This is a genomic window from Frigoribacterium sp. Leaf263 (assembly GCF_001422285.1).
Lineage (GTDB): Bacteria > Actinomycetota > Actinomycetes > Actinomycetales > Microbacteriaceae > Frigoribacterium.
Map to the genome: position 1 here is coordinate 234,257 of NZ_LMMO01000001.1, position 24,236 is coordinate 258,492.

General features: G+C 71.9%; 21 protein-coding genes. 7 read left to right on the forward strand and 14 right to left on the reverse strand.

The genetic code is table 11. The features are described 5' to 3' along the window. Positions 1-144: 144 nt before the first annotated feature. Together ASF17_RS01090 and ASF17_RS01095 are read left to right on the forward strand one after the other, a co-directional pair. The gene (locus ASF17_RS01090) at positions 145-5,622 is read left to right on the forward strand and encodes a DUF6531 domain-containing protein (protein ID WP_055794414.1); all 5,478 of its coding nucleotides are present in this window, start codon (positions 145-147) and stop codon (positions 5,620-5,622) included. Then, positions 5,619-5,918: a hypothetical protein gene (locus tag ASF17_RS01095; protein WP_055794416.1), complete on the forward strand. Its 300-nt coding sequence runs from the start codon at positions 5,619-5,621 to the stop codon at positions 5,916-5,918. Before ASF17_RS01090 ends, ASF17_RS01095 begins: the two co-directional genes overlap by 4 nt. A 543-nt stretch (positions 5,919-6,461) precedes the next feature. Here ASF17_RS01095 and ASF17_RS15440 read toward each other — a convergent pair. After that, positions 6,462-7,016, reverse strand: coding sequence for a hypothetical protein (locus ASF17_RS15440; protein ID WP_055794419.1), 555 nt, complete (start codon positions 7,014-7,016; stop codon positions 6,462-6,464). Positions 7,017-7,088: 72 nt separating this feature from the next. On the opposite strand from ASF17_RS15440, the gene ASF17_RS01105 reads away from it, so the two are divergent. Continuing rightward, on the forward strand, positions 7,089-8,255 hold the full coding sequence (locus ASF17_RS01105; protein ID WP_055794421.1) for a N(5)-(carboxyethyl)ornithine synthase: 1,167 nt from the start codon (positions 7,089-7,091) through the stop codon (positions 8,253-8,255). 20 nt (positions 8,256-8,275) lie between these two features. On the opposite strand, the gene ASF17_RS01110 is transcribed toward ASF17_RS01105, so the two are convergent. Next, a complete protein-coding gene (locus tag ASF17_RS01110; protein ID WP_055794423.1) occupies positions 8,276-8,824 on the reverse strand; it encodes a TetR/AcrR family transcriptional regulator in 549 nt (182 codons plus the stop codon). 53 nt (positions 8,825-8,877) lie between these two features. Between ASF17_RS01110 and ASF17_RS01115 the strand changes: the two genes are divergently transcribed. Continuing rightward, positions 8,878-9,597, forward strand: a complete 720-nt coding sequence (locus ASF17_RS01115) for an MBL fold metallo-hydrolase (protein WP_055794426.1) — start codon at positions 8,878-8,880, stop codon at positions 9,595-9,597. Here the strand turns inward: ASF17_RS01115 and ASF17_RS01120 are convergent. The 5 genes from ASF17_RS01120 to mobA are packed head-to-tail and all read right to left on the reverse strand — an operon-like array spanning position 9,594 to position 15,036. Beyond that, entirely contained in the window at positions 9,594-11,906 is a 2,313-nt protein-coding gene (locus tag ASF17_RS01120) for an FdhF/YdeP family oxidoreductase (RefSeq protein WP_055794428.1), read from the reverse strand. The two genes, ASF17_RS01115 and ASF17_RS01120, sit on opposite strands and share 4 nt — an antisense overlap. Next, positions 11,903-12,862 carry a formate dehydrogenase accessory sulfurtransferase FdhD gene (gene fdhD / locus ASF17_RS01125; protein WP_082474954.1) on the reverse strand — a complete coding sequence of 320 codons (960 nt, stop codon included), beginning with the start codon at positions 12,860-12,862 and terminating at the stop codon, positions 11,903-11,905. Before fdhD ends, ASF17_RS01120 begins: the two co-directional genes overlap by 4 nt. Positions 12,863-12,891: 29 nt before the next feature. Then, positions 12,892-14,067, reverse strand: coding sequence for a molybdopterin molybdotransferase MoeA (locus tag ASF17_RS01130; RefSeq protein ID WP_055794429.1), 1,176 nt, complete (start codon positions 14,065-14,067; stop codon positions 12,892-12,894). Between the two features lie 4 nt (positions 14,068-14,071). After that, a complete protein-coding gene (locus ASF17_RS15445) occupies positions 14,072-14,344 on the reverse strand; it encodes a DUF6457 domain-containing protein (RefSeq protein WP_055795494.1) in 273 nt (90 codons plus the stop codon). 8 nt (positions 14,345-14,352) lie between these two features. Further along, complete coding sequence (gene mobA / locus ASF17_RS15450; RefSeq protein ID WP_055794431.1) at positions 14,353-15,036, reverse strand: molybdenum cofactor guanylyltransferase; 684 nt, start codon at positions 15,034-15,036, stop codon at positions 14,353-14,355. A 182-nt stretch (positions 15,037-15,218) separates the two neighbouring features. Here mobA and ASF17_RS01145 point away from each other — a divergent pair, with 182 nt between their 5' ends. Continuing rightward, positions 15,219-15,920 (forward strand): hypothetical protein, encoded by a 702-nt coding sequence (locus tag ASF17_RS01145; protein WP_156357245.1) that lies wholly within the window; start codon positions 15,219-15,221, stop codon positions 15,918-15,920. Between the two features lie 68 nt (positions 15,921-15,988). On the opposite strand, the gene ASF17_RS15170 is transcribed toward ASF17_RS01145, so the two are convergent. Beyond that, complete coding sequence (locus tag ASF17_RS15170) at positions 15,989-16,975, reverse strand: bifunctional methionine sulfoxide reductase B/A protein (protein ID WP_326933901.1); 987 nt, start codon at positions 16,973-16,975, stop codon at positions 15,989-15,991. A gap of 108 nt (positions 16,976-17,083) precedes the next feature. Here ASF17_RS15170 and ASF17_RS01155 point away from each other — a divergent pair, with 108 nt between their 5' ends. Beyond that, a complete protein-coding gene (locus ASF17_RS01155) occupies positions 17,084-18,709 on the forward strand; it encodes an ABC-F family ATP-binding cassette domain-containing protein (protein WP_055795498.1) in 1,626 nt (541 codons plus the stop codon). Positions 18,710-18,737: 28 nt separating this feature from the next. Here ASF17_RS01155 and ASF17_RS01160 read toward each other — a convergent pair whose 3' ends face one another. After that, positions 18,738-18,956 carry a hypothetical protein gene (locus ASF17_RS01160; protein WP_055794436.1) on the reverse strand — a complete coding sequence of 73 codons (219 nt, stop codon included), beginning with the start codon at positions 18,954-18,956 and terminating at the stop codon, positions 18,738-18,740. A gap of 77 nt (positions 18,957-19,033) precedes the next feature. Further along, positions 19,034-19,336 carry a hypothetical protein gene (locus ASF17_RS01165; RefSeq protein WP_055794439.1) on the reverse strand — a complete coding sequence of 101 codons (303 nt, stop codon included), beginning with the start codon at positions 19,334-19,336 and terminating at the stop codon, positions 19,034-19,036. A 159-nt stretch (positions 19,337-19,495) separates the two neighbouring features. Here ASF17_RS01165 and ASF17_RS01170 point away from each other — a divergent pair, with 159 nt between their 5' ends. Beyond that, on the forward strand, positions 19,496-20,188 hold the full coding sequence (locus tag ASF17_RS01170) for an SDR family NAD(P)-dependent oxidoreductase (protein ID WP_055794441.1): 693 nt from the start codon (positions 19,496-19,498) through the stop codon (positions 20,186-20,188). Between the two features lie 13 nt (positions 20,189-20,201). Here ASF17_RS01170 and ASF17_RS01175 read toward each other — a convergent pair whose 3' ends face one another. From ASF17_RS01175 to ASF17_RS01190, 4 genes are all read right to left on the reverse strand, one after another. Continuing rightward, on the reverse strand, positions 20,202-20,480 hold the full coding sequence (locus ASF17_RS01175) for a hypothetical protein (RefSeq protein WP_055794443.1): 279 nt from the start codon (positions 20,478-20,480) through the stop codon (positions 20,202-20,204). 20 nt (positions 20,481-20,500) lie between these two features. Further along, on the reverse strand, positions 20,501-21,484 hold the full coding sequence (locus ASF17_RS01180; RefSeq protein WP_055794445.1) for an excalibur calcium-binding domain-containing protein: 984 nt from the start codon (positions 21,482-21,484) through the stop codon (positions 20,501-20,503). 160 nt (positions 21,485-21,644) lie between these two features. Continuing rightward, complete coding sequence (locus tag ASF17_RS01185; protein ID WP_055794447.1) at positions 21,645-22,136, reverse strand: MarR family winged helix-turn-helix transcriptional regulator; 492 nt, start codon at positions 22,134-22,136, stop codon at positions 21,645-21,647. Between the two features lie 163 nt (positions 22,137-22,299). Then, entirely contained in the window at positions 22,300-23,967 is a 1,668-nt protein-coding gene (locus ASF17_RS01190) for a glycoside hydrolase family 53 protein (protein WP_082474955.1), read from the reverse strand. Positions 23,968-24,236: the final 269 nt, after the last annotated feature.

Below are 24,236 nucleotides of genomic sequence, written 5' to 3' on the forward strand. Positions count from 1 at the left end.
CAGGGGTCGGCCGGAACGGGCCTCGCCCCGATCGGGGCGTGGACGGGCGCCCGCCGCGGGACTACCGTGAGGAGGTCGCGGGTCGCCTGCGATGACGGTCGACGGGGGTCGGCCGGTCGAGACGCCGCCCGGGGGAGTGCTCACATGACCGAGTTCACAGAGGTGCCGCTGCTGCCGCAGTCGGATTCGTCGAACGGGGGCAGGTTCGTCTACTCGACGGCCTCCGACCTGAAGTCGACGCTCGAGACCGAGGCCGGTCGCCTCGACGACCAGGCCGGTTCCCGGGCCTCGTACGTCTCGACGGGTCAGCAGGACTTCGCGGGGCGGTTCTCCGAGCTGTTCGCCCAGAACGCCGCGACCGCCGCCGTCGACGCCTCCGCCCTCGCGAGCTCGCTCCGCACGGTCGCGGGCTACGTCGGGACGATGGTGACCGCCGCCCGCGACGAGGACGACCGCCGTCGCGAGAACAACGAGTGGGTGCGTCGCCACAACGACAAGGACTTCGGCGACGAGGTGCACGACTTCTTCTTCGGCGAGGAGGAGCGCCCGAACGCGGACCCCGGCCCGGCGCCGACCTTCCCGTCGGAGTCGACCTCGACCGGCTCGCGCGAGACGCCCGCCCCGGGCAGCGGCGGTGGAGGGGGCGGGGGCGCCTCGTCGGCCCGGCCCGCCGATCTGAGGTCGTTCGCCACCGGCTCGCGGGGCCTCGACGACTCGCTCGCCGCCGCCCCCGGCACGATCGAGGGTGCTCTGGCGACGTTCGTGAGCCAGTGCTCGTGGGGACGCATCGACGCCGACGGCGTGGTCAGCGCCTACCGCCGGTACCTGGCCGCCAACGCGAACGACGCGTCGTGGGCCGACACCGTCGCCGCCGCCTTCGAGTCGGCGGGCGGCACCGGCGACGTCTCGACCCTGAGCGACGCCGCGCTGGCCGACGCGCTCGCCGCCGCCGGGGTCTCGGCCACCCGTTCGGCGCTCACCATCGACCCGCCGACGGCTGCAGGCGCCGTCCCCACCAGCGGGTACGCCAACGACCCGGTCAACACGGCGACCGGCAACTTCATCGAGCCCGAGACCGACCTCGCGTTCCCCGGGGCCGACCCGCTGGCCCTCGACCGCATGTACAACTCGCTGCCGTCGGGCCACGCCGAAGCGGGCGTCTTCGGCGTCGGCTGGTCGTCCGTGCTCGACCAGACCCTCGTGCTCTCCGACGAGGGCGCGCGCTGGGTCAGGGAGGACGGTCGCGCCGTCGACTTCCCGCGGGCCGGTGCCGGCTTCGACCGGGCCGTCGGCGAGAGCCTGTGGCTCGCCCGCGAGACGGTGGCACCCGGTCACGGCGAGCTGACGTCCGCCCGCGAGGGCGCCGACGAATTCCTGGTGGTCCGCGACAACGGCGGTCGCTGGTGGGCCTTCACGGCCGCAGGTCTCTGGCTCGGCACGGGCTCGGGTCGCGGCCGGACCATCTCGGTCGGGCGCGACGACGACGGTCCGGTGACGCGCCTCCTGCACTCCCTCGGTCGGTTCGTCGACGTCGAGCACGTCGACGGCCGTGTCGCGGTCGTGGCGGCGTCGGACGGCAGGAGGTGCGAGTACGTCTACGACGAGGGTCGCCTCGTCGAGGTGGTCTCGCCGATCGGCAGCCGCACCTACCGCTGGAACAGCCAGGGCCTGATCCAGGCCGTCGTCTCGGCCGCCGGCGTCGTCGAGGCCGAGAACACGTACGACGACCAGGGGCGCGTCGTCACGCAGGTGACCCAGCACGGACGCCGCACCCGCTTCGCGTACCTGCCCGGGCGCGTGACGGCGGTGTCGGACGAGGACGGCTCGCGCTCGAACTCGTGGATCGCCGACGCCAAGGGCCGCCTCGTCGGGGTGCGCGACACCGAGGACCGCCGGCAGTCGATGGCCTACGACGCCTTCGGGAACCTCGTCTCGTTCACCGAGCGCGACGGCTCCGTCACGGTGCACGGTTACGACGAGCGGGGCCGGCGGACCCGCACGGTCACCCCCGAGGGCGCCGATCTGACCTACGGGTACGACGAGCACGATCGCGTGACGACCTTCGTGACCGCGGCGGGTGCGATCGTCGCGTACGAGTACGCCGACGACGTCGAACGGAACCCCTCGGTCATCGTCGACGCGCTGGGCGGACGGACCGAGCTGGCCTGGCAGCGCGGTCGGCTCGCCTCGGTCGTCGACCCGGTCGGGGTCCGCCTCGAGTTCGACTACGACGCCTTCGGCGACCTGGTCGCGACGCGCAACACGCGCGGCGAGACGGCGCGCATCGAGCGCGATCAGGCCGGGCGGCCCACGGCGGCGATCAGCCCCCTCGGCGCTCGGACGGCCTACCGCTACGACTCGGCGGGGCTGCTCGTCGAGCGGCGCGACCCGGACGGCGCGGTCTGGGCCGTCGAGCACGACGTCGCCGGTCGCACCACGGCCGTCGTCGACCCCCTCGGCGCGCGGACCACGTTCGAGTACGCGCCGAACGGCGAGCTCGTGCGGACCGTCGACCCGCTGGGCCGCGCCGTCGAGCGCACGTTCGACGAGCTCGGCAATCTCTCCGCGGCGACCCTCCCCGGCGGCGACGCGTGGACGTTCGCGCACGACGCCCTGTCCCGCCTGACCACCGTCACCGACCCGCTCGGGCACGAATGGCGCCGCGTGTACGACGCCGTCGGCACCCTGACGGCCACGATCGATCCGACGGGCGTCCGGGCCGGCGGCGAGAGCGACCGATCCGCGGGGGTCGCCTCGGTGACCGACGCGTTCGGGTCGGTCACCGTGCGGCTCGACGAGCTGGGTCGACCCGTCCGCCGCGAGTCGGCCGACGGTTCGGTCGAGCTGACCGTCTACGACGCCGCGGGCAATCCCGTCGAGCTGATCGACGGCGAGGGCGGGCTCACGCGTCTCGAGCGTGACGTCGCCGGGCGCGTCGTCGCCGTCGTCGCACCCTCGGGGGCCACCACCCGGCTCGAGTACGACGACTGCGGTCGGCCCTGGCGCACCATCGACCCCCTCGGCGGCACGACCGAGCTGACCTACGACGCCGACCAGCGCGTGGTGCGCCGCAGTCTGCCGACGGGCGACGTCGAGCGCATCGAGTACGACGACGGCGGGCGGGTCTCGGCCCAGTCCGTGCCAGGTCTCGGCACGACGCGCTTCGGCTACGACGCCGCCGGTCGCGTCACGTTCGTGCAGGGCGCCGCGCAGGGCACCCGCCGCTTCGCCTACGACGCCGCGGGTCAGCTGATCCGCACGGTCAACGGCGTCGGCGGCACGACGCGGTTCGAGTACGACGAGCGCGGGCGCGTCGTCCGCACCGTCGACCCGATGGGCGGTGTCACCACCCGCGAGTGGACCGCACTCGACCAGACCGCGTCGGTCACCGACCCGCTCGGGCGCACCACCACGCAGCGGTACGACCCCGCGGGGCGACGCATCGAGCGCATCGATCCCGACGGCCACGTGACGACCTGGAGCCACGACGACGCCGGTCGCGAGGTCGCGCGTCATCTGGACGCCCGCCTCCTCGCCTCCATCACCCACGACCCGGTGAACCGCCGCGTGGTCGTCTCGGACAGCACCCGCCCCGACGGCCGGGTCGTCGAGCACGAGCTGCGCTCGGACCGCCGTGGTCTGCTCGTGTCGCGGTCGCGCGACGGGCACGCGCTCACCTGGGAGTACGGCGCCGACGGCGAGCGCCTGGCCCAGACCGACGCCTCGGGTGTGCGGACGACCTGGCTGCACGACGCCGCCGGTCGCATCGTCGCCCTCGAGAACCCGACGCTGGGCCGAGCCGACTTCACCCGTGACGCGGCGGGTCGGTGCGTCGCCGTCACGATCGCCGAGGAGGCGCGGGTCTGGTCGTACCGCGACGGCGCGGTCCTCTCGCACACCGCTCACGGCATCACCACCGAGATCACCCGCGACGACGACGGGCGGATCACCTCGATCGACCGCGGAGGCGCGGTGACGCGGTTCACGCGTGACGCCGCAGGGCAGCTGATCGCCAGCACGACCGACGACGGCACCGGTTCGACCTGGGAGTACGACGCGGGCGGGCGGCTCGTCCGCGAGAGCTCGCCGGTCGGGACGACGTCGTACCGGTACGACGCGGCGGGGCAGCTGGCGGAGACGCTCGGTTCGGACGGCACGCGCTCCGCGTTCGTGTACGACGGCCTCGGTCGCCGCGTCCGCGTCGAGCACGGCGACGGCACGCAGATCGACTACGCCTGGGGCGCGACCGGCGGTCTCGCGGGTGTCACGTCGCGGGACGGCGGGCGCGTCGTCGCCGCGCACCGCCTCTGGGTCGACGCCCTGGGCGAGCTCGCCGAGGTCGACGACGCGTCGGTCTGGTGGGACACGGCGTCGCCGTTCCCGCGACTCGTCGGCCTCGGCGGCCGGCAGGTCGTCGGCGTGCCCGGTGGTCTGACCGGCGTCGGCGGCTCCTGGGCGGCGTCGTCGTGGCGCGGCGCTCGCACGACGGACGAGGCGGACCCCTGGGCACCGGCGGGGCCGGATGGCGCCGCTGCCGTCAGCGGGCTCTCCGCTCCGAGCATCACCGCGTCGGGTGGACTCACCATCGCCGGACTCGAATGGCTCGGCGCCAGGGCGTACGACCCCGCCGCGAGAGGGTTCCTGTCGACCGACCCGCTGCCCCCGGTGCTCGGCGCCGGGTGGGACGGCAATCCCTATGCCTACGCGGGCAACGACCCGCTGGGCGCGATCGACCCCACGGGTCTGCGACCTCTGACCGACGCCGAGCTGACGGCGTACGACTCCGAGTCGCGCGGGGCTCTCGCCTGGGTCGGGCAGAAGCTCGCCGACAACTGGGAGTACATCGTCGGCGGCGCCATGGTGGTGGGCGGTGCCTTGATGATTGCGACTGGCGTCGGCGGGCCCATCGGCATGATGCTCATCAGTGGTGGTGCCGATGTCATCATCCAGAAAGCCACGACAGGCAAGGTGGATGTGGGGCAGGTCATAATGAGCAGCGCCCTCGGAGGATTCGGCGGCGCGGCGATCGCCGCGAAGGTCGGCGCGACGGGCATGAAGGCGGCCCTGGTCGCCGGCTCGAGCTCGGGTGGCATCGGCGGCGCGGCCCAGGGCGCCTACGGCTACTACAGCGGGCCGGGTCCTCACACGGTGAGCGGTGCGCTCGCCGCGACGGCCGGCAGCGCCGCCGCCGGCACGGTCACCGGTCTGGTCGGCGGCGCGGCGGGTCGCAAGCTCGGAGAGGGCCTGATGAACTCGGTCACCCGGAATGCGGGTGCAGACACGGTCGTCATGGGACGGAGCATGGACTACCGCGTGCACCCCTACGCCAAGACACATGGCTATGCCTCGTATGAAGCCCTTCCAGACTGGACGTACGACGGACCAGCGAAGCTGTTCCCCGATGCCACCGATAAGGTCCACGTCTGGGCCAACAAGAAATGGATTAACTACCAGCAGGCTGAGGGGCGGTCGTTCGTCGACATCGGGGCCCCGGATCCGCAGTTGCGTCCTGCTTGGGTGAAGCCACTGGATCAAAGTGACTTCTACGACATGGAGCGAACGCAGATGATCGACTATCCGAATTACCGTCAAGATTACCAGTCCTCTTGGAATCTCAATTGACCGAGCCGAGCCCCGACTATCTGAAGTTCTTCAGGATGACTGCGAGCCCCACCGGATGGTTCGTGTTCAAGTCGGGGGACTACGAGTTCGATGTCATCGCTTCGACCGGTTCGTCCGACCACGTGGTAGGACTCGGCGAACTGCGAACGCGTCTCGGGGTCACGCAGTCGGGTCGCCGCGACTTCCAGGAGTTCTTCGCGACATCCCGGCGTCTCTTCGAGAAGGCTGAGACGGAGTCGTGGGTGAACTGGCCATACGGAAGCGTGAGTGCCACCGAGGAGATCCCGCGAGGCTGATGTCCGGACGTCTAAGCACTTGCCGGCATGATTTCGGCACGTCGGGATCAGTAAGCGAGTCTCCAGGCCGATTAGTCCTCGACATCGACTGGTGACCTTTACGCCAACAAAAGGAATTTGTGCCGTTCGTACGGCTGCTGAAGTGAGAGATGCAAAGAGAGGCAGTGGTGTTCACCGAGGATTACCGGTACTTCTGTCAGGTGGCCTCGCCGACCCGGTGGCTCCTCTTTTCGCGCGAAGAGTCGGAGTACGAGGTCATGTCGGCCCCGGCGTGACCCGACGGTGCCGTTGTCACAGGCGAGGGAAGCGCTGGGCGCGTCACCCACGTCGCGTCGCGACTTCCAGGAGTGCGACATGACGGCCGCCCGGCTGTTCCGCGAGGGCAGCGACCTCTGGGTCGAGTACCCGACCGGCATCACCGTCAGCACCGACGAGCTGGCGAAGCCGTGACCAAGCCCTACGGTGGCGTCTCGTCGAGCGGAGAGGTCCTCCGAGGCTGAGCAGACGTGTCGGGGCCACCGGTCCCGGGCCTGATCATCGCCGTCACCACCACCGACGCTGGCGCGGCACGAGACCGGCCAGCAGACCCACGGAGGAGAAGACGCTCAGGACGCCGACGAGCGCGAGCGGCCCGTCGCCCGAGGTCGTGACCAGCAGCACCACGCCCACGACGAGAGCGACAAGGCCTGCGACCAGGCGGCCCGTCCGGCTCGGCTGTTTCGTCGGGTCGTACCGGGGTGCGTCGAACTCGCGCCGTTGGCTCATCAGGCGACGCGGGCGACGAGGTCGCTGCTGGCGCCGCGAAGACGAGACCCCCGCCGAACCGTCGACGGGCCCGTCGACCACGCGTCCCCACCTGTCGCACCACTCGCCCGGCCCGATCTCAGGGCACCGGCCATGGACGGCCGTCTCGGCGTCGGCGATGTCGGCCGGGTGACGGAGGTCCAGCACCGAGGCGAGGCCGACGCCGTTCTCGATGCGACCGTCAGGCCACCAGGCGTCGTACGAGACGCGGCGGTGCGGCCGGCCGCCCCACCACGATCGAGCCATGAACGCCACGGCTCGCACGGCCACCGGTCTCTCGGTCTCTCGGCTCATGACTCGATGGTGGCACGTGCACGCACGGCACCACCGGTCCCGGGCGTGAGCCGGCCTCGTCTAAGGTCAGGCATGAGCCGAATCACGCCCGCCCCCGCACTGCTGCGCCTCGGCGTCCTCGCGACCTCCCGCAAGCCCGACGAGCGGCGCCTGCCGATCCACCCCGCGCACCTCGAGCGGATCGACGCCGATCTGCGCGCCAGCATGACCCTCGAGCGCGGCTACGGCCTCCGCTTCGGCATCCCCGACTCCGACCTCGAGCCGCTCGTGGCCCTGGCCGACCGTGATCGGATCATCGCCGACAGCGACGTCGTGCTGCTGCCGAAGCCCCAGGCCGACGACCTCGTCGAGCTGCGCGACGGGCAGACGCTCTGGGGCTGGCCCCACTGCGTGCAGGATCGCGAGATCACCCAGCTCGCCATCGACAAGAAGCTCACCCTCATCGCATGGGAGGCCATGAACCACTGGCAGCCCGACGGCGGCTACGCCCTGCACGTCTTCCACAAGAACAACGAGCTCGCCGGCTACTGCTCGGTGCTGCACGGGCTCCAGCTCTGCGGTTCGACCGGCGACTACGGTCGCCGCCTGACCGCCGTCGTGATCGGCTTCGGCGCCACAGCCCGCGGCGCCGTCACCGCCCTGAACGCCCACGGCATCCACGACGTCCGCGTGCTGACCAACCGGAACATCGCGGCCGTCGGCTCGCCCATCCCCTCGGTCGACATCCACCGGTTCGAGCACGACCCCGAGACCCCCGGCGCCAGCACCGTCAACACCCCCGAGGGCCCCGTGGCCCTCGCGCCGTTCCTGGCGGCGAACGACATCGTCGTCAACTGCACCCTGCAGGACCCGAACGCGCCCCTCACCTACCTGCGCACCAGCGACCTCGAGTCCTTCCGCCCCGGCAGCCTCATCGTCGACGTCTCGGTCGACGAGGGCATGGGCTTCGAGTGGGCCCGCGCGACGACCTTCGCCGAGCCGATGATTACCGTCGGCGAGACGACGAACTACTACGCCGTCGACCACAGCCCGTCACTGCTGTGGAACTCGACCACGTGGGAGATCAGCGAAGCGCTGATGCCGTTCCTCCGAACCGTGATGGAGGGCCCCGCCGCGTGGCGCGAGTCCGACACGATCCGCCGTGCCATCGAGATCGAGGAGGGGCGGGTCGAGAACGACGCGATCCTCACCTTCCAGGGCCGGTCGCCCCAGTACCCGCACCTGCCTCTCGACGCCTGAGCACACCGCGCGTCGCGTGCTCAGAGCCGAGGAGGCGCGGCGAGCGCCGCGATGACCCGTTCCGTCCCGAACTCCCACGCGTCGTCCACGTCGCCGCCGAGCTGGAACCCGCCGTTCAGCTCCATCACGACGAAGCCGGCGACCCAGGCCGTGAGGGTGCGGGCCGCCGCGAGGGCGTTGTCGGCGCCGGCGAGCTCCGCTCCGACCCGGAGGGCGGCCCGGCTCGCCTCGGCCCCGAACTCCGCTCGCGCTCGCGGCATGCCGGGGCCGGGCGTCATGACGAGCTGGAACGCCGCCGGGCGCTCGTGCGCGAACGAGCGGAATCCGTCGAGCACCTGGCGGGCGCCCGCCGCCGCGTCGAGGTGGACGGCCAGATCCGAGAGGGTGGCCTCCGCGACCAGCTGGACCAGCGCCTCCCTGCTGTCGACGCGCTTGTAGAGGGAGGGGGCGCGGACGCCCACCCGCGCGGCGACCGCCGCCATGGTGAGCCCGGTGGGGCCGTCGGTCTCGAGCAGCTCGCGGGCGGCGGCGACGATGGCGTCGAGGGAGGTGCGCTCAGGGGACGGCATCCGTCGAGTATAGCTATTGACAGTAGCCATGAAGGCTATCTACAGTAGCCATCATGGAACTCACCCCCTCGCTCCACCGCATCGGCAGCGACGTCGTCGCCGCCTACCTCGTCGTGACGCCCGACGGCGTCACCGTGATCGACGCCGGGCTGCCCGGTCTGCACGCCGAACTGGTCGCCGAGCTGGCCTCCCTCGGTCGCACGCCGGCCGACGTGAGGGGGGTCGTGCTGACGCACGGCGACGGCGATCATCTCGGCTTCGCCGAGCGGCTCCGCCGCGAGCACGGCGTGCCCGTCTTCATCCACGCGGCAGACGTCGCCCGGGCGAAGGGCGGCGCCAAGCCGAAGAACGCCAAGCAGCGGATGCGACTCGGCGCGGTGCTCGGGTTCCTCGCCTACACGCTGCGGAAGGGCGGGGCGAAGACGGACTGGCTCACCGAGGTCGTCGAGCTGCACGGCGGCGAGACGCTCGACCTGCCGGGCTCGCCGCAGGTCATCCCGATGCCCGGTCACTCCGAGGGCAGCATCGCGGTGTTCGTGCCGGGCGTCGACGCCGTGTTCGTGGGCGACGCCCTGACGACCCGCGACGTGCTGACCGGCGAGGTCGGTCCGGCGCCGGCGCCGTTCACCGACGAGCCGGAGCAGGCCCTCGACGCGCTCTCAGCGCTCGTCGAGACCGGCGCGACCTGGGTGCTCCCCGGCCACGGCGCCCCCTGGAGCGGTGGGGTCACCGCCGCCGTCGAGGCCGTGCGCGCCGCCGCCCGCCGCGGCTAGACGGTCGCGGGCACCGCCGCCGGAACCACCCGCACGAGCACCGCCTTCGATACCGGCGTGTTGCTGCCGATCGACGCGCTGTCGAGCGGCACGAGCACGTTCGCCTCGGGGAAGTACGCCGCCGCGCACCCGCGCGCCGTCGGGTACGCCACGACCCGGTAGTCGCGCAGCACGCGCTCGACGTCGTCGGTCCATTCGGTGAACACGTCGACCCGCTGACCGTCGACGAGGCCCAGCTCGGCGAGGTCGTCCGGGTTGATGAAGACGACCTCTCGTCCCTTCTTGATGCCGCGGTAGCGGTCGTTCAGGCTGTAGATCGTCGTGTTGTACTGGTCGTGCGAGCGAAGGGTCTGCAGCAGGAGGCGCCCGGCCGGCCGCTCGACGTGCTCGAGCTCGTTCACGGTGATCATGGCCTTGCCCGCAGCGGTGTCGAACGTCCGCGAGTCGCGGGGCCCGTTGGGCAGGACGAACCCGTCGCGGCTGCGCACCCGCTCGCTGTACCGCTCGAAGCCCGGGACGACCCGGCTGATGTGGTCGCGCAGGGTGTCGTAGTCGTCCTCGAACGACTGCCAGTCGATGTCGAGATCCGCGCGATCGCCGAGGGTGGCCTGCGCGAGTCTGCTGACGATGGCCACCTCGGACAGCAGATCGGGGGCGACCGGCGGCACCTGACCGTGACTGCCGTGCACCGAGCAGACCGTGTCTTCGACGGAGACGAACTGCGGCCCCGACTTCTGCACGTCGATCTCGGTGCGACCGAGGGTCGGCAGGATGAGCGCCTCGGCGCCCACGACGGCGTGCGATCGGTTGAGCTTCGTCGACACCTGGACGGTCATGTCGGTGCCGCGCATGGCGGCCTCGGCCAGCTGCGTGTCCGAGATGGCGGCCACGAGGTTGCCGCCCATGCCCATCCAGAACCGGATCCGCCCCTCCTGCATGGCCTTGATGCCCTTGAGCGCGTCGACGCCGTGCTCACGCGGCGGGTCGAAGCGGAACTCGCGCTGCAGCGCGTCGAGGAACGTGTCGGACATCTGCTCCCAGATGCCCATCGTGCGGTCGCCCTGGACGTTGCTGTGCCCGCGGATCGGCGAGGCGCCGGCACCGGGCTTGCCGATGTTGCCGCGCAGCAGCAGCAGGTTGATGATCTCCTTGATGGTGTCGACGGCCTTGCGGTGCTGCGTGATGCCCATCGCCCAGGTGATGATGACCCGCTCGGCGGCGATGTAGCGCTCGGCCAGCTCGTCGATCTCGGCTGTCGTGATGCCGGTGGCGAGCAGCACCTCGTCGTCGTCGACGCGGGCGATGTGCTCGCGGAACGCCTCGAGCCCGACCGTGTGCTCGGCGAGGAACGCGTGATCGAGCACCGTGCCCGGCGCGGCGTCCTCCGCCGCGAGCACGCGCTTGGCGACGGCCTGCAGCAGGGCCATGTCGCCGCCGAGACGGATCTGCACGAACTGGTCGGCGATGTTCGTTCCGCGCCCCACGACCCCCCGCGGCAGCTGCGGGTTCTTGTAGCGGCGCAGCCCCGCCTCGGGCAGCGGGTTCACCGCGACGATCGACGCCCCGTTCCGTTTGGCGTCCTCGAGGGCGGTGAGCATGCGCGGGTGGTTCGTGCCGGGGTTCTGCCCGAGCACGATGATCAGGTCGGACTGCTCGAAGTCGTCGTAGGCGATCGTCGACTTGCCGACCCCGACGGTCTCGCCCATGGCGGCGCCGGTCGACTCGTGGCACATGTTCGAGCAGTCGGGCAGGTTGTTCGTGCCGAAGGCCCGGACGAAGAGCTGGTACTCGAAGGCGGCCTCGTTCGAGGTGCGGCCCGACGTGTAGAACGACGCCTCGTCGGGGCTGTCGAGGGAGTTCAGCTTGTCGCCGATGATCTCGAAGGCGCGCGCCCAGCTGACCGGCTCGTAGTGGTCGGAGCCGAGGGGCTTGTGCACCGGCGTCGTCAGGCGGCCCTGCATGCCGAGCCAGTACTCCGACTTGTCGAGCAGATCGTCGATCGAGTGCTCGGCCCAGAACGCGTCGGGCACGAGCACCGGGTTGGCCTCCCAGGTGACGGCCTTGGCGCCGTTCTCGCAGAACTCCGCGACCTTGCGGTGGTTCGGGTCGGGCCAGGCGCAGCTCATGCAGTCGAAGCCGTCCTTCTGGTTCAGCGACGTCATCAGCTTCACCGTGCGGGCGAGTCCGAGCTGCTTGATCGCCGGCTCCATCGAGTGCAGCACGCCGGGCACACCGGCCGCCCACTCGCGGGGCGGGCCGACCTCGATGTCGTCGTCGTTCACATCGTCGACGGGGGGCTTCTCGGTCACGGTCTCGGTCCGATCGTCAGGGGCACGGGGGTGGTGATGCAGGTGGTCTCGGCCGGACCCGCCGTCGCCGGGGCGGCGGCCGGGGTCGCCGAGGAGGCGCGGGTCGTCTCGTCGGGAGCGCCGAGTCGGTCCGGTCGCGAGTACACGACCATCGACCGCCCGCGGAGGAACCCCACGATGGTCACGCCCAGCTCGTCGGCGAGGTCGACGGCGAGCGACGACGGGGCCGAGACGGCGGCGAGCATCGGGATGCCGGCCATCGACGCCTTCTGGGTGAGCTCGAACGAGGCGCGACCCGAGACCATCAGGACGGTCCCCGCCGAGGGCAGCCGCCCCTCCTTCACGGCCCAGCCGACGACCTTGTCGACGGCGTTGTGGCGCCCGACGTCCTCGCGCAGCACGAGCATCTCGCCGGTCGCGCCGTCGAAGAGGGCGGCGGCGTGCAGGCCGCCCGTCTTCTCGAAGACGTCCTGCCCCTCGCGCAGCCGGTCGGGGAACGTGGCGAGCAGGGCCGGGTCGATCTCGAGCGGGTCGTGGAGCACGGCGTGCTGCGACCTCGTGCGGACGGCGTCGATCGAGGCCTTGCCGCAGAGCCCGCACGAGCTCGTCGTGTAGAAGGCGCGTTCGAGGCTCGGGTCGGGGGCGGGCACCCCGGGGGCGAGCGTGACGTCGAGCACGTTGTAGGTGTTGAGCCCCTCGGCGGTGGCGCCGGCGCAGTAGCGCGCTGCGAAGTACTCGTCGCCGGTCGAGATCACGCCCTCGGAGACGAGGAACCCCGCGGCGAGATCGAAGTCGTGCCCGGGGGTGCGCATGGTGATCGCGAGGGACCGCCCGCCCACCCGGATCTCGAGCGGCTCCTCGACGGCCAGGGTGTCCATCGTCCGTCGGACGGCGGACGCCCCGTCGTCGTCGACGGTGAGCCGGGTCACGGGCTTCCGTGACGTGATGCGTGCCATGGGTCAGGTCTACCCCCGATCGCCTCGGATCACCATGGCAGGGCGATCGTCGGCACCGTGTCGCCCGCGCGCGCGCCGCCTGCGGAGACGATGAGCAGCCCGTCGGCGTCGGCCAGCCCGCGCAGCATGGCCGACGACTGGCGCGCCGTCGGCATCGCGCCGTCGGGCGTCTCGCGGTAGGCCTGCACGAGGTCGCCGGAGCGGGCGTGCGGCACGTCGACGGCCAGGGTCACGGCGCCGGGAGGCGCGGGTCGGCGCCCGAGGAGGCCGTCGACGAGGGGCGCCCCGATCAGGGTCAGGCCGACGAGGGCGGCCATCGGGTTGCCCGGCAGGCAGAGGTACAGGGTCCCGCCGCGTCGTGCGACGAGCAGCGGCTGCCCGGGCCGCAGGGCCAGTCCGTCGATCACCAGCTCGGCGCCGAGGCGCTGGAGGGCCGCCCGCACGTGGTCGGTGCTGCTGCGGGCGGTTCCGCCGGTCGTGACGATGAGTGCGACGTCGGGCCGGTCGAGCGCCGCGACGGTGGCGGCGAGGTCGTCGGCGACGCGGGTCGCCGACACGTCGCCGACCCCGAGGGAGCCGAGGAGGCGCGGCACCGGGACCGAGAACACGTCGCGCACCGTCCCCGGTGCGGGCACCCCCGCGGCCACGATCTCGTCTCCGAGCACGACGAGGGCCGCCCGCGGGGGGATGACGACGGGGACGTGATCGAGACCGCAGACCGCGGCGACGGCGACCCGCGGCGGCGTGAGCCGCGCGCCGGCGGAGACGATCAGGTCGCCGGGGGCGGCCTCCTCGCCGGCTCGCCGGACATGGCGCGGCGGTGCGGCGGGATCGTCGACCGACGTCAGGACGCCGCCCGACACCCGACCGGACTCGGAGCGGAGCACCCGATCGGTGCCCTCGGGGATCGCCGCACCGGTGGTGATCGGCCGTGCCGTGCCGACGTCGAGACCGGGGGCGCCGGGATCGACCGGACCGGCCACGATGGCCTCGCCGAGACGCCACGGTCCGCCGCCGCGCACGGCCCAGCCGTCCATCGCCGAGGCGTCGAAGCCGGGCACCCTCGCGAGAGCGTGGAGGTCGGCGGCGAGGGTGCGCCCGACGGCGTCGCTCAGCGCGACGAGCTCCCCGGGGCCGCGGAGGGCGGAGCCGGCCGCGTGCGCGGCGTCGCGGGCGGCGCGCCAGTCGGGGCGGACGAGGCTCATGCCGTCACGGGGTGGGATCGCCCGTCGCGGGCTCGGTCGCGAGCTCGGTCGCGATCCGCACCGCTCGATCGACGTCGGCCGCGCCGCCGCCGGCCAGACCCGCGGCGTAGCCGACCAGATACGTGGTGAGGGGAGCGGCCGGGCGTGCGACGCCGTGCGCGGCGTCGCGGGCGAGGTCGAGCACGGTGGCCACGTCGACGACCGTGCCGTCGGGCAGATCGAGGGCGGCGATCAGACGGGCGGCCCAGACGTCGAGCTCCGGAGGGGTGGTGGTCATGAGCACACTCAACCAGCAGTCGGCGGGGTCGGCTGCGGCGAGGGCGGACCCGCCTGGCGGACGACGCCGAGCCGCTCGAGATCGGCGGGGGTGTCGACGTCGGCGCAGAGCTCGTCGGGGAGGGGCGCCTCGACGAGGTCGAGCCCGTCGAGCAGACGCCGCATCGAGAGGCCGTCGAGCGCACCGTCGGCGCGGAGCGCGTCCAGCCGCTCGCGGAGGGCATCGGTGCGGTAGAGGGCGAGCAGGGGTTGGCGGCGGCCGCCGGCGTCGACGGCGATGAGCCCGTCGCGGCCGGATCCCGGCTCGGGGGTCCCCTCGTCGCCGTCGTTCGGGGCTCGGCGACCCGCTCCTCCTCGTGCCCCCCGGAGGGCTCGGACGGCCTCGGGCGCGCGGGGCAGGTCGCACGCCAGCACGAGGGTCTCGGGCGACGGGCCGTCCACGGCGTCGAGACCGGCGGCGAGCGCGGCGACGGGTCCGGCCCAGGGCGGGTCCTCGCGGGTCGTGATCGCGCCCTCGGGCAGCGGCGACCCGTCGCGCGCACCCACGACGATCAGGGATGCCGCGCCGTCGGCCGCGGCGACGGCGAGATCGACGAGACGCTCGCCCCGACTCGTGAATGTCGTCTTGTCGTCGCCGCCGATACGGGAGGCGCGCCCGCCGGCGAGCAGGACGGCGTCGAAGGCGGAGGGCATGCGACCATCCTGCTCCCGGGACCGTGCTCGGCCCCGCCGCAGGCGACGCCCGATGTCGAGACCCGAGGAGGACGAGCCTCGATCGCTCGGATGAGAGCGCGCCGTTCCGCCCGGGATACCGTGGGGGAGCGGCCGCGCGGGCCGCGGGGATGGCGCCGACGACGGCGCCGGGGGAGATGATCATGAAGCGTGTTCTGACCGGGGTCGCGACGGCCGCTCTGGGGGTCGTGCTGCTCGCCGGATGCGGCGCGATGCCCGGCGCGACGGGATCGTCCGCCCCGTCGACGTCGCCCGCCGCCTCGACGAGCCCGACGGCCGTCGGCTCCGCGTCGCCGACGCCCGTGCCGATGCCGACGGCCACGGACGTCGCCGTGCCGCCCTCGATCCCGACCGACTGCACCGACGTCGTCGACCGGGCCGCCTACGAGGCCACGATGGGCGACGCGCCCCTCAACGACCCGCAGCAGTACGGCGAGCGTCCGATGGGCCGGGTGACCCCGACGGCTCCGCCCGCCGACGCCGATCTCCGCGCCGTCGTCGACGCCGCCGGAGTCCTCCGCTGCGGCTGGCGCGATCCCCGCGCCGACATCACGGGCCTCGGCGTCGACGTCGCCCTCGTCGACGAGGCGACGGCGGAGGCGTACCCGGGCTGGCTGGCCGGGAGGCGCGAGCCCGTCACGGAGTCCTACCTCGACGGCGTCGCCTACGACTGCTCGGAGGCCTACGAGGGGACCCTCTGCCAGTACACGACGACGCACGAGATGTACGGGGTCGAGATGGCCGACACGGTGCTCGTCCGCGACGACGTCGTGATCACCGTCAGCCAGGCGAACAAGCCGACCGACGACCTGATGGGCTCGATCGTCAGCCGGATCTGGGGCTGAGACCCGACCGCATGACGGAGGCGCGGTGCCGGTCGGACCGGCACTGCGCCTCCTCGGCGTCGCAGGGGTCAGCCCGCGGCGACCGCCTGGTCGCGCTTGGGCAGCACCCAGCCCGGGCGGATGAAGTGGCAGGTGTAGCCGAACGGGTCCTTCTCGAGGTAGTCCTGGTGCTCCTCCTCGGCCTCCCAGAAATCGCCCGCCGGGGCGACCTCGGTGACGACCTTGCCGGGCCAGATGCCCGAGGCGTCGACGTCGGCGATCGTGTCGAGCGCCGTCGCGCGCTGCTCGTCGGTCGTGAAGAAGATCGCCGAGCGGTAGCTGTCGCCGACGTCGTTGCCCTGACGGTCCTTCGTCGACGGGTCGTGGATCTGGAAGAAGAACTCGAGGATCTCGCGGTACGAGGTCAGGCCCGGGTCGAAGACGATCTCGACGGCCTCGGCGTGACCGGCGTGGTTGCGGTAGGTCGCGTTCTTCACGCTGCCGCCCGAGTAGCCGACGCGGGTCGACACGATGCCGGGCCGACGGCGGAGCAGCTGCTGGGCGCCCCAGAAGCAGCCGCCGGCGAGGATCGCCGTCTCGGTGGTGCCGCTGGGCGCGGGAGTGGATTCGGGGGAGAAGAGCGTCATGTAGGCACCGTATCCTTCGGTTTCGAGTGAGCTGTAGGGGACGAAGCGGAGCGCCGCCGAGTTGATGCAGTAGCGGAGGCCGCCGGTCGCGGTCGGACCGTCGGCGAAGACGTGACCGAGGTGGCTGTCGCCCGCTGCCGACCGTACCTCGGTGCGACGGAGGAAGAACATGCCCTCGCGCTTCTCGACGACGTTCTCGGCGTCGATCGGCCGGGTGAAGCTCGGCCAGCCCGAGCGGCTGTCGAACTTGTCGACGGACGCGAAGAGCGGTTCGCCCGAGACGAGATCGACGTAGATGCCCGCGTCGGTGGAGTCCCAGAACTCGTTGCGGAACGCGGGCTCCGTGCCGCCGTCCTGCGTGACACGGCGCTGTGCGGGCGTCAGGCGCGCCACGGCCGCCGGGTCTCTGCGGTAGTCGTTCGACATCATTCCTCCTGTTCGGAGCGCCTCCTCCACAGGTGCGGTGAGGCCGGCTCCAGGGGGGTCAACAGCGGGCGGGGCGCGGGTGTTCCGACCGTGGCTGCGAGACTGGTGGGCATGAGCTTGATCCGCCTGAACGACGTCACCGTCCGCTTCGAGAACCGCCCCGTGCTGCGTGAGGCGTTCTTCCGCCTCGAGACGGGTGACCGGGTGGGGCTCATCGGGCGCAACGGATCGGGCAAGTCGACTCTCCTGAAGCTCGTGCTCGACCAGGTGCAGCCCGACGAGGGCACCGTGTCGGTGGACGACGGCACGACGCTCGGCTACTTCTCGCAGTTCAGCGAGCTCGACGGCACCGCGACGGTCACCGAGGTGCTCGAGGGGCTCTTCGCCGACATCCGCGCGATGGAGACCGAGCTCGCCGACATCGACGCCGCGATCGCCGTCGCCGCGATGGACCCCGACCAGGGCGACGAGCTCGGTCGTCTGATCGACCGGCAGTCCGAGCTCTTCGGCGAGATGGACCGGCTCGACGGGTGGGAGTACCCCCGCCGCATCGACACCGCCCTCACCGTGCTCGGCTTCGACCCGGTGCATCGCACCACGCCGATCGACTCCTTGAGCGGAGGCTGGCGCAACCGGGCGGCGCTGGCGAAGATCCTGCTGCAGCAGCCCGACGTGCTGCTGCTCGACGAGCCGACGAACTTCCTCGACGTGGCGGGCGTCGAATGGCTCGAGCAGTGGTTCCGCGACTTCCGGGGGGCGGCGATCGTCGTCTCGCACGACCGGCGGTTCCTCGACCAGGTGGTCACCCGCATCGTCGAGGTCGAGAACTTCCATCTGCACGAGTACCCCGGCGACTTCGGCGAGTACGTGATCCAGAAGCAGTTCCGTCTGAAGAACCTCGAGCAGCAGTTCGCGCACGAGTCCGAGCTGCTCGCCTTCGAGTCCGAGGGCATCAGCGACCGCCGCGAGGCCGCCAAGGCGGCGAAGAACGCCAAGTCAGGAGGCGCGGGCGGGCTCACGAAGGATCTCGCGAAGATCAAGAAGCAGCGCACCCCCCGACCCGTCGACCAGATCATCACCGAGATCTACGGCGGGCTCCACGTGAAGGACGTGCTCTGCCGCATCGACGGTCTCGGCAAGGCGTACGGCGACAAGGTCCTGTTCGAAGGTCTCGACCTCGAGATCCGTCGGGGCCACCGACTGGTGGTCGTCGGCGCGAACGGCAGCGGCAAGAGCACCCTGCTGCGGGTGCTCACCGGCGAGGAGAAGGCGGACGAGGGCCGGATCGACTGGGCCGGGGGAGCCAGGGTCGTCTCGTACAACCAGGTGCTCGCCGAGCTGGACGACGCCGACACGGTCACCCACTCGGTCAACGCGATGCCCGACAGTCTCGCCCTGCGGGCCACCCGCAAGTCGGTGGCGCGGTTCCTGGCGATGTTCCAGTTCTCGGACGCCGACCTGCAGCAGCGCATCGGCGCGCTCTCCGGCGGCCAGCGGGCCCGCGTCGCCATGGCGCAGTGCCTGCTCTCGGGGGCCTCCGTGCTGCTGCTCGACGAGCCCACCAACCACCTCGACATGGCGAGCACCCAGGTGATGGAGCGCGCGCTCGTCCATTTCCCCGGCGCCGTCGTCGTCGTCAGCCACGACCGGTTCTTCAGCGAGAAGGTCGCGAACCGGCGGCTCGTCTTCGGCGCGGAGGGCGCACGCCAGGGCGCGCTCGCGCTCAGCGCGGTCTGAGGGCCGGCGCCGGCACGAGCGGTGGCGGTCAGGCGAACGTGTCGTCGATGAAGCGGAAGAGCACGCGGTCGGCCCCGTCCGAGCCGTCGCGCCGATAGTTCGCCAGCACCTCGGTGTCGCTCTGCGGCAGCGAGAGCGTGTCGTGACGGATGCCGTCGGCGACGTCGATCTCGTGCTCCTGCCCGTCGAACGGGCCGCCCTGCAGGACGGCGATGAATCGGCTCTCGTGGTTCGCTGAGGCGGTCATCCCTCGATGGTACGGATCCGCCCGAGCGGTCGCCCGCACGGCCGACGATGCAGCCCTCTCCTCGACCTCGGAGGGGCTCAGAGGGCGATGAGGGCGAGCAGCTCGGCGATGGTGACGACCGGGATGAGCGCGAGCAGCACGGCGAGGGTCGTCACCCGGGGCCGCCGGCGCGGCACGGCGAAGCGGACCACGAGCATCGCGACGAAGAGCGCGATGACGACGGCGGCGACGACGTCGGAGGTCGCGTGGTCCTGGAAGAGCAGGACGGCGCTGCTGATGCCGGCCAGCACCAGACCGATGACGATCCACTCGGTGCCCGTCGACGTGCGGAGCGCGGGCTGATCCCGCATCCGCGTGGGGTCGATCGGATCGTCGTCCATGGCTCTCCCTCGTCGTCCGTGTCGGTCCGCTCGTCGTCGACGAGGTCTCCATCGTGCCACCGCGTCGACCCCGGCCGACGCACGTCGAGCCGCCTTGACGCCCCCGGTCGGCCGCCGCTATCGTCCGCCGCCGGAGCCGCCCGGCGTAGGCTCCGGCCCATGACCGATCTGACCGACGCCGTGGTCCTCGTCCTCGGCGCCTCCGGGGGCCTCGGCTCCCGCATCGCCGCCATGCTCGACGACGAGGGCGCCACCGTCGTCCGAGCGGCTCGCCGTCCGGAGGCGCTGTCGGGGCCGGATGCGTACCTGGCCGACCTCCGCGCGGAGCAGGGGGGCGCCTCCCTGGTGGCCGCGGCGCTGCAGGCGCACGGCCGACTCGACGGGGTCGTCATCGCGGCTGGCGTCGTGGGTTTCGGGCCGGCGGCGGAGGTCTCCGACGAGACGCTCGCCGAACTCGTCGAGGTCAACATGCTCGGTCCGATCAGGGTGCTGCGCGACGCCTCGTCCGCGCTCGCCGCGTCGGCGGCGGACGGACGCGACCCGTTCGTCGTGACCATCAGCGGTGTCGTCAGCGAGTCGCCGACCGCCGGCATGGCCGCGTACTCGGCCTCGAAGGCGGGTCTCGCGGCGTTCGTCTCGGCGGCGTCGCGCGAATACCGCCGACAGGGCGTCCGCGTGCTCGACGCGCGGCCGGGCCACACCGACACCGGTCTCGCGACCCGCGCCGTCGCGGGCACGGCCCCGGCCTTCGGCGCGGCCCTCGACCCCGACGACGTCGCCGCCCGCATCGTGCGCGCCATCGTCGACGGCGAGAAGGACCTCCCCAGCGCGGCCTTCACGGCCTCCAGCTAGCCCGCGACTCGGGTCACCGCGCCTCCCGAGGGGGACGTGCCCCCGAGGACGCGTCCCGCCCGATGGCCCCGACGACGAGCCAGGCGATCCCCGCGAAGAAGGTCGCACCGGCGCCGAGAACCACCCCGAAGCACGCCCCGTAGGCGATGAGGATGTTCTGTGGGGCAGGAATCTTCCCGTCGCTGATGTCGAGGGACGCGGAGGCGCTCACCACCAGCACGATCGAACCGATCGTCACGACGAGGGCGAAGATCCACACGGCGAGCAGAGCGTCGCGATATCCGTTTCGCATGGCCTGGCCCGCGTTGCCGGCTAGAAGGACGACTCGCAAGCGAGGCCGTCGTCGTCACGATCGAGATCGTGGACGTCGCCGAGGCCCGCCCGGATCCATCGCTCGTACTCCGCCTGCGCCGCGGCCTGGCTCGAGAAGTCGCCGCAGTCGAGGTCGCCGTTGGGTCCGCTGGGTGCCGGTGCCGGTGCCGGCGCGGGAGCGGGCTTCGGTGCCGGGGGCTTCGCCACGCCGCGTCGGACGCCGAGCGTGTCCTTCCTGTCGCCGTTCCAGTCGCCGGTCAGGGTGATGTCGGTCGTCTTGCCGTAGACGAGCGAGGTCTCGGCAGCGCCGCCACGCGTGGCGTTCGAGATGAAGTACGTGTTGCCCCGACGCACGACGGGGGTGTCCTTCCGGTCGCCGTTCCAGTCGCCGAAGTAGACCTTGTCGGTCGTCTTGCCGAAGCTGAAGGTGATGTCGGCTGCGCCTCCCCGGATGCTGTTCTTCAAGAAGTACTGGTTTCCGCGCCGGACTCCGAGGGTGTCCTTGCCGTCGCCGTTCCAGTCGCCGACGACGACGTCGTCGCTCGCACGTCCGAAGGGGATGGTCGCGTCGGCGGCACCGGCCGACAAGCTGTTCTTGAAGAGGTAGACGTTACCGCGGCGCACGGCCGGCGTGTCCCGGCCATCGCCGTTCCAGTCGCCCATGACGACGACGTCGTTCGCGCGACCATAGCTCACGGTCGTGGTCGCCTTACCGCCGACCTTGTCCGATAAGTAGTAGGTGCCCCCTCGGCGGACGGCGAGGGTGTCCTTCCCATCGCCGTTCCAGTCGCCGGTGTAGACGACGTCGGTGTCTCGTCCGTAGCGGACATCGATGTTCGCCGCGCCGCTCCACCGGTCGTTGAGCAGGTAGCGATTGCCGGTGCCACCCGCAGCGGGTCCCGCGGCGGATGCCGGGACGGCGACGGTCGCGGTGAGTGCTGCGGCGAGAACGAGGACGACGACGGAACGGAGACGTTTGGACATGGGCTTCCCTCCGCGACGGCGGTCGGGTGCCTCGTCGCGACGACCGCCGGTGTCAAGACTGTGGACGGCCACGTCCCCGGGATCACCACAGGTTATGGTGACGGACTCTCAACTCTGCATCCCCCAAAAGGGGGGCGGGTCGGGGCGCGGCGAGCCGCTCTCAGGCGAACTCGGCGCCGAGCACGCGCAGCAGCTCGGCGAGCTCCGCCTGCTGGTGCGCGGTGAGCGAGTCGAGGGGCGACCGCTCGACCTGCACGAGCAGGCTCATCGCCGCGTCGACGCGCTCCACGCCGACCGGCGTGATGCGGATGAGCGCGGCCCGGCCGTCTCGCGGGTCCGAGTGGCGCTCGACCAGCTGTCGCTCCATGAGGCGGTCGAGCCGGTTGGTCATCGTGCCGCTGGTCACCATCGTGGCGGCCACGAGGTCCTTCGGCGAGAGCTGGAACGGGTCGCCGGCGCGACGCAGGGTCGACAGCACGTCGAACTCCCAGATCTCGAGGTCGGCGTGACGGAACGCCTCGGCGCGCAACCGGTCGAGGCGCCTCGAGATGCGACGCAGTCGCGAGAACACGTCGAGCGGGGCGAAGTCGATGTCGGGTCGCACCCGCGCCCACGCGTCGATGATCAGGTCGACTTCGTCGCTGGTGGTCACGCTGGTCCAATCGAGTCACGGGGTTGCCTCGATCATGCCCCAGTCTCGCCGGGGCCGCTGTCAGCCAGGGCGGGAGCGGCCGAGCAGGCACGGCCGGGCGGCCGAGGAGGCGCGGTGCGCGAGGTCGCGCACCGCGCCTCCTCGGGGCCGTCGGCGGGTGCCGTCAGTCGGCCGCATACTCGTCGAGGGCGGGCAGGGGCCGCCCGTCGAAGTCCCACATGGCCTGGTTCTCCCACGCGTTGCCCGAGGTCGGGTCGTCCGGGTCCCAGCCGGCGCCGTCGACGGCGGTCCACGCGGGCTCCCAGGCGACGACGCCGGTGCCGCGTCCGCCGGGGGCGGAGGCGACGACGTCCTGCACGGCGCGGAAGTTCGCTGCCTGGCCGGCGGGGGTCGCCGGGTAGCCGGCCGTCAGCATCGAGGCGCTCGCGACGACGTTCTCCCAGGTGTGGTCGGGGTCGTCGGCGAGGGTCCACGGGTACGAGGTCTCGACGACGAGCGCGTCACGGTCGTAGCGGTCCGTCAGCACGGTGACGGCCTGCTGCAGGTCGCTGAGGCTCCCGTGCCAGTACGAGTAGTACGAGAGTCCGATCACGTCGAAGTCGACGCCCCGGGCGGTGGCCTGGTCGAACCACCAGGTGAGGCCGTCGATGCCGTTGTTGATGTTCGTGAGGTGCAGGATGACGTCGGTCTCGGGCGAGACCTCGCGCACCGCGGCGGAGCCGGCCGAGAGGAACATCGCGAGGTTGTCCCACTGGGCGCCGCTGACCCCGTCGCTCGGGTCGACGTCCCAGGTCTGACCGAGCGGCCAGACCATGCCGGGGTTGATCTCGTTGCCCACCTGGACGGCGTCGGCGACGATGCCCTCGGCGGCGAGGGCGTCGAGCACGCTCCGCGTGTGGTCGTGGATGCGCGTGGCGACCTCGGGGGCCGACAGCCCCGCCCAGGCCTTCGGCATCGTCTGGGCGCCCGGGTCCGTCCAGCGGTCCGAGTAGTGGAAGTCGACGAGCAGTCCCATGCCCGAGGCCTCGATGCGCTTCGCCATGGCGACGACGTCGTCCTGGTCGTTGTAGCCGTCCGTCGGGTCGACCCAGACCTTCAGGCGGGCGAGGTTCGCGCCGGCGTCGGCGATCTGCTCGACAGCGTCGGTGGGGCGTCCCGAGGCGTCGAGGTAGACCGCGCCGCGGTCCTCGTTGCGGGGGAGCCCCGACAGGTCGGCTCCCCGGATGTCGCGGGTCACCCGCCCCGGCGCGAAGGCGACGTCGTCGATGCTCGCCCAGGCGCCCGCGTCGCCCGCGGTGGTGAGGGTCAGCGTGCACTGGCTGTGGGTGACCTCGGCCGACACCGTGAGGCGCAGCCAGCCGTCGTCGGACTCGGTCGAGGGGATGACCGTGGTGCCCGCGGCGTCCTTGCTCGAGCCCTGACCGCAGCCGGTCAGCGAGAGGGTGCTCGATCCGGCCGGTCCGCCGCTCTTCACCCAGGCCGAGAAGGTCCACCAGCCGGGGGAGACCTTCTTCACCTTCTGCGTGGTCGTCGCGCGGCCGGCGGTCGGCAGGTGGTGCGTCAGACGGGTGGCCGACTCGTGGCCGCCGGACTCGAGGCGGGCGGTGCCCGTGCCCTTCGAGACCCACCCCGTCGAGCCGGCCTCGAAGCCGGGGTTCGCGACCGCCACCCGGGAGGCGCGGGTCGCGTCGTCCGTCGTCGCGGCCGTCGCCGAGGCGGTCGGCACGATCCCTCCGCAGAGCGCGGCCGTCAGGGCGAACGCCCCGGTGGCGATGCCGAGCCGCCTCCGCGGGCTGGTGAGCGGTCGGCGGGGTCGATGGGTTCGTGACATCGGTCGTCCTCCTTGACGATGGGGCGCACAAGACTGTGTGCGCTCCCAGTTCTAGCACGACCTGTCTGCTTCGTGAAAGGGCAGAGCCCTTTAAATGCGTGCGTCCACCGAGGATCACGGCCTGGTATCGATCCCAGTTCCGACCGGAGATGCGAGTCGGATCGCGCCTCCTCGGCTCCGGCACGTTTTACACGGTCGTAACAAGATGTATACGAAGGGGTGTCATCGCGGCTGATTGTATTCAATCCACCCCGACCCCTCCGACCTCG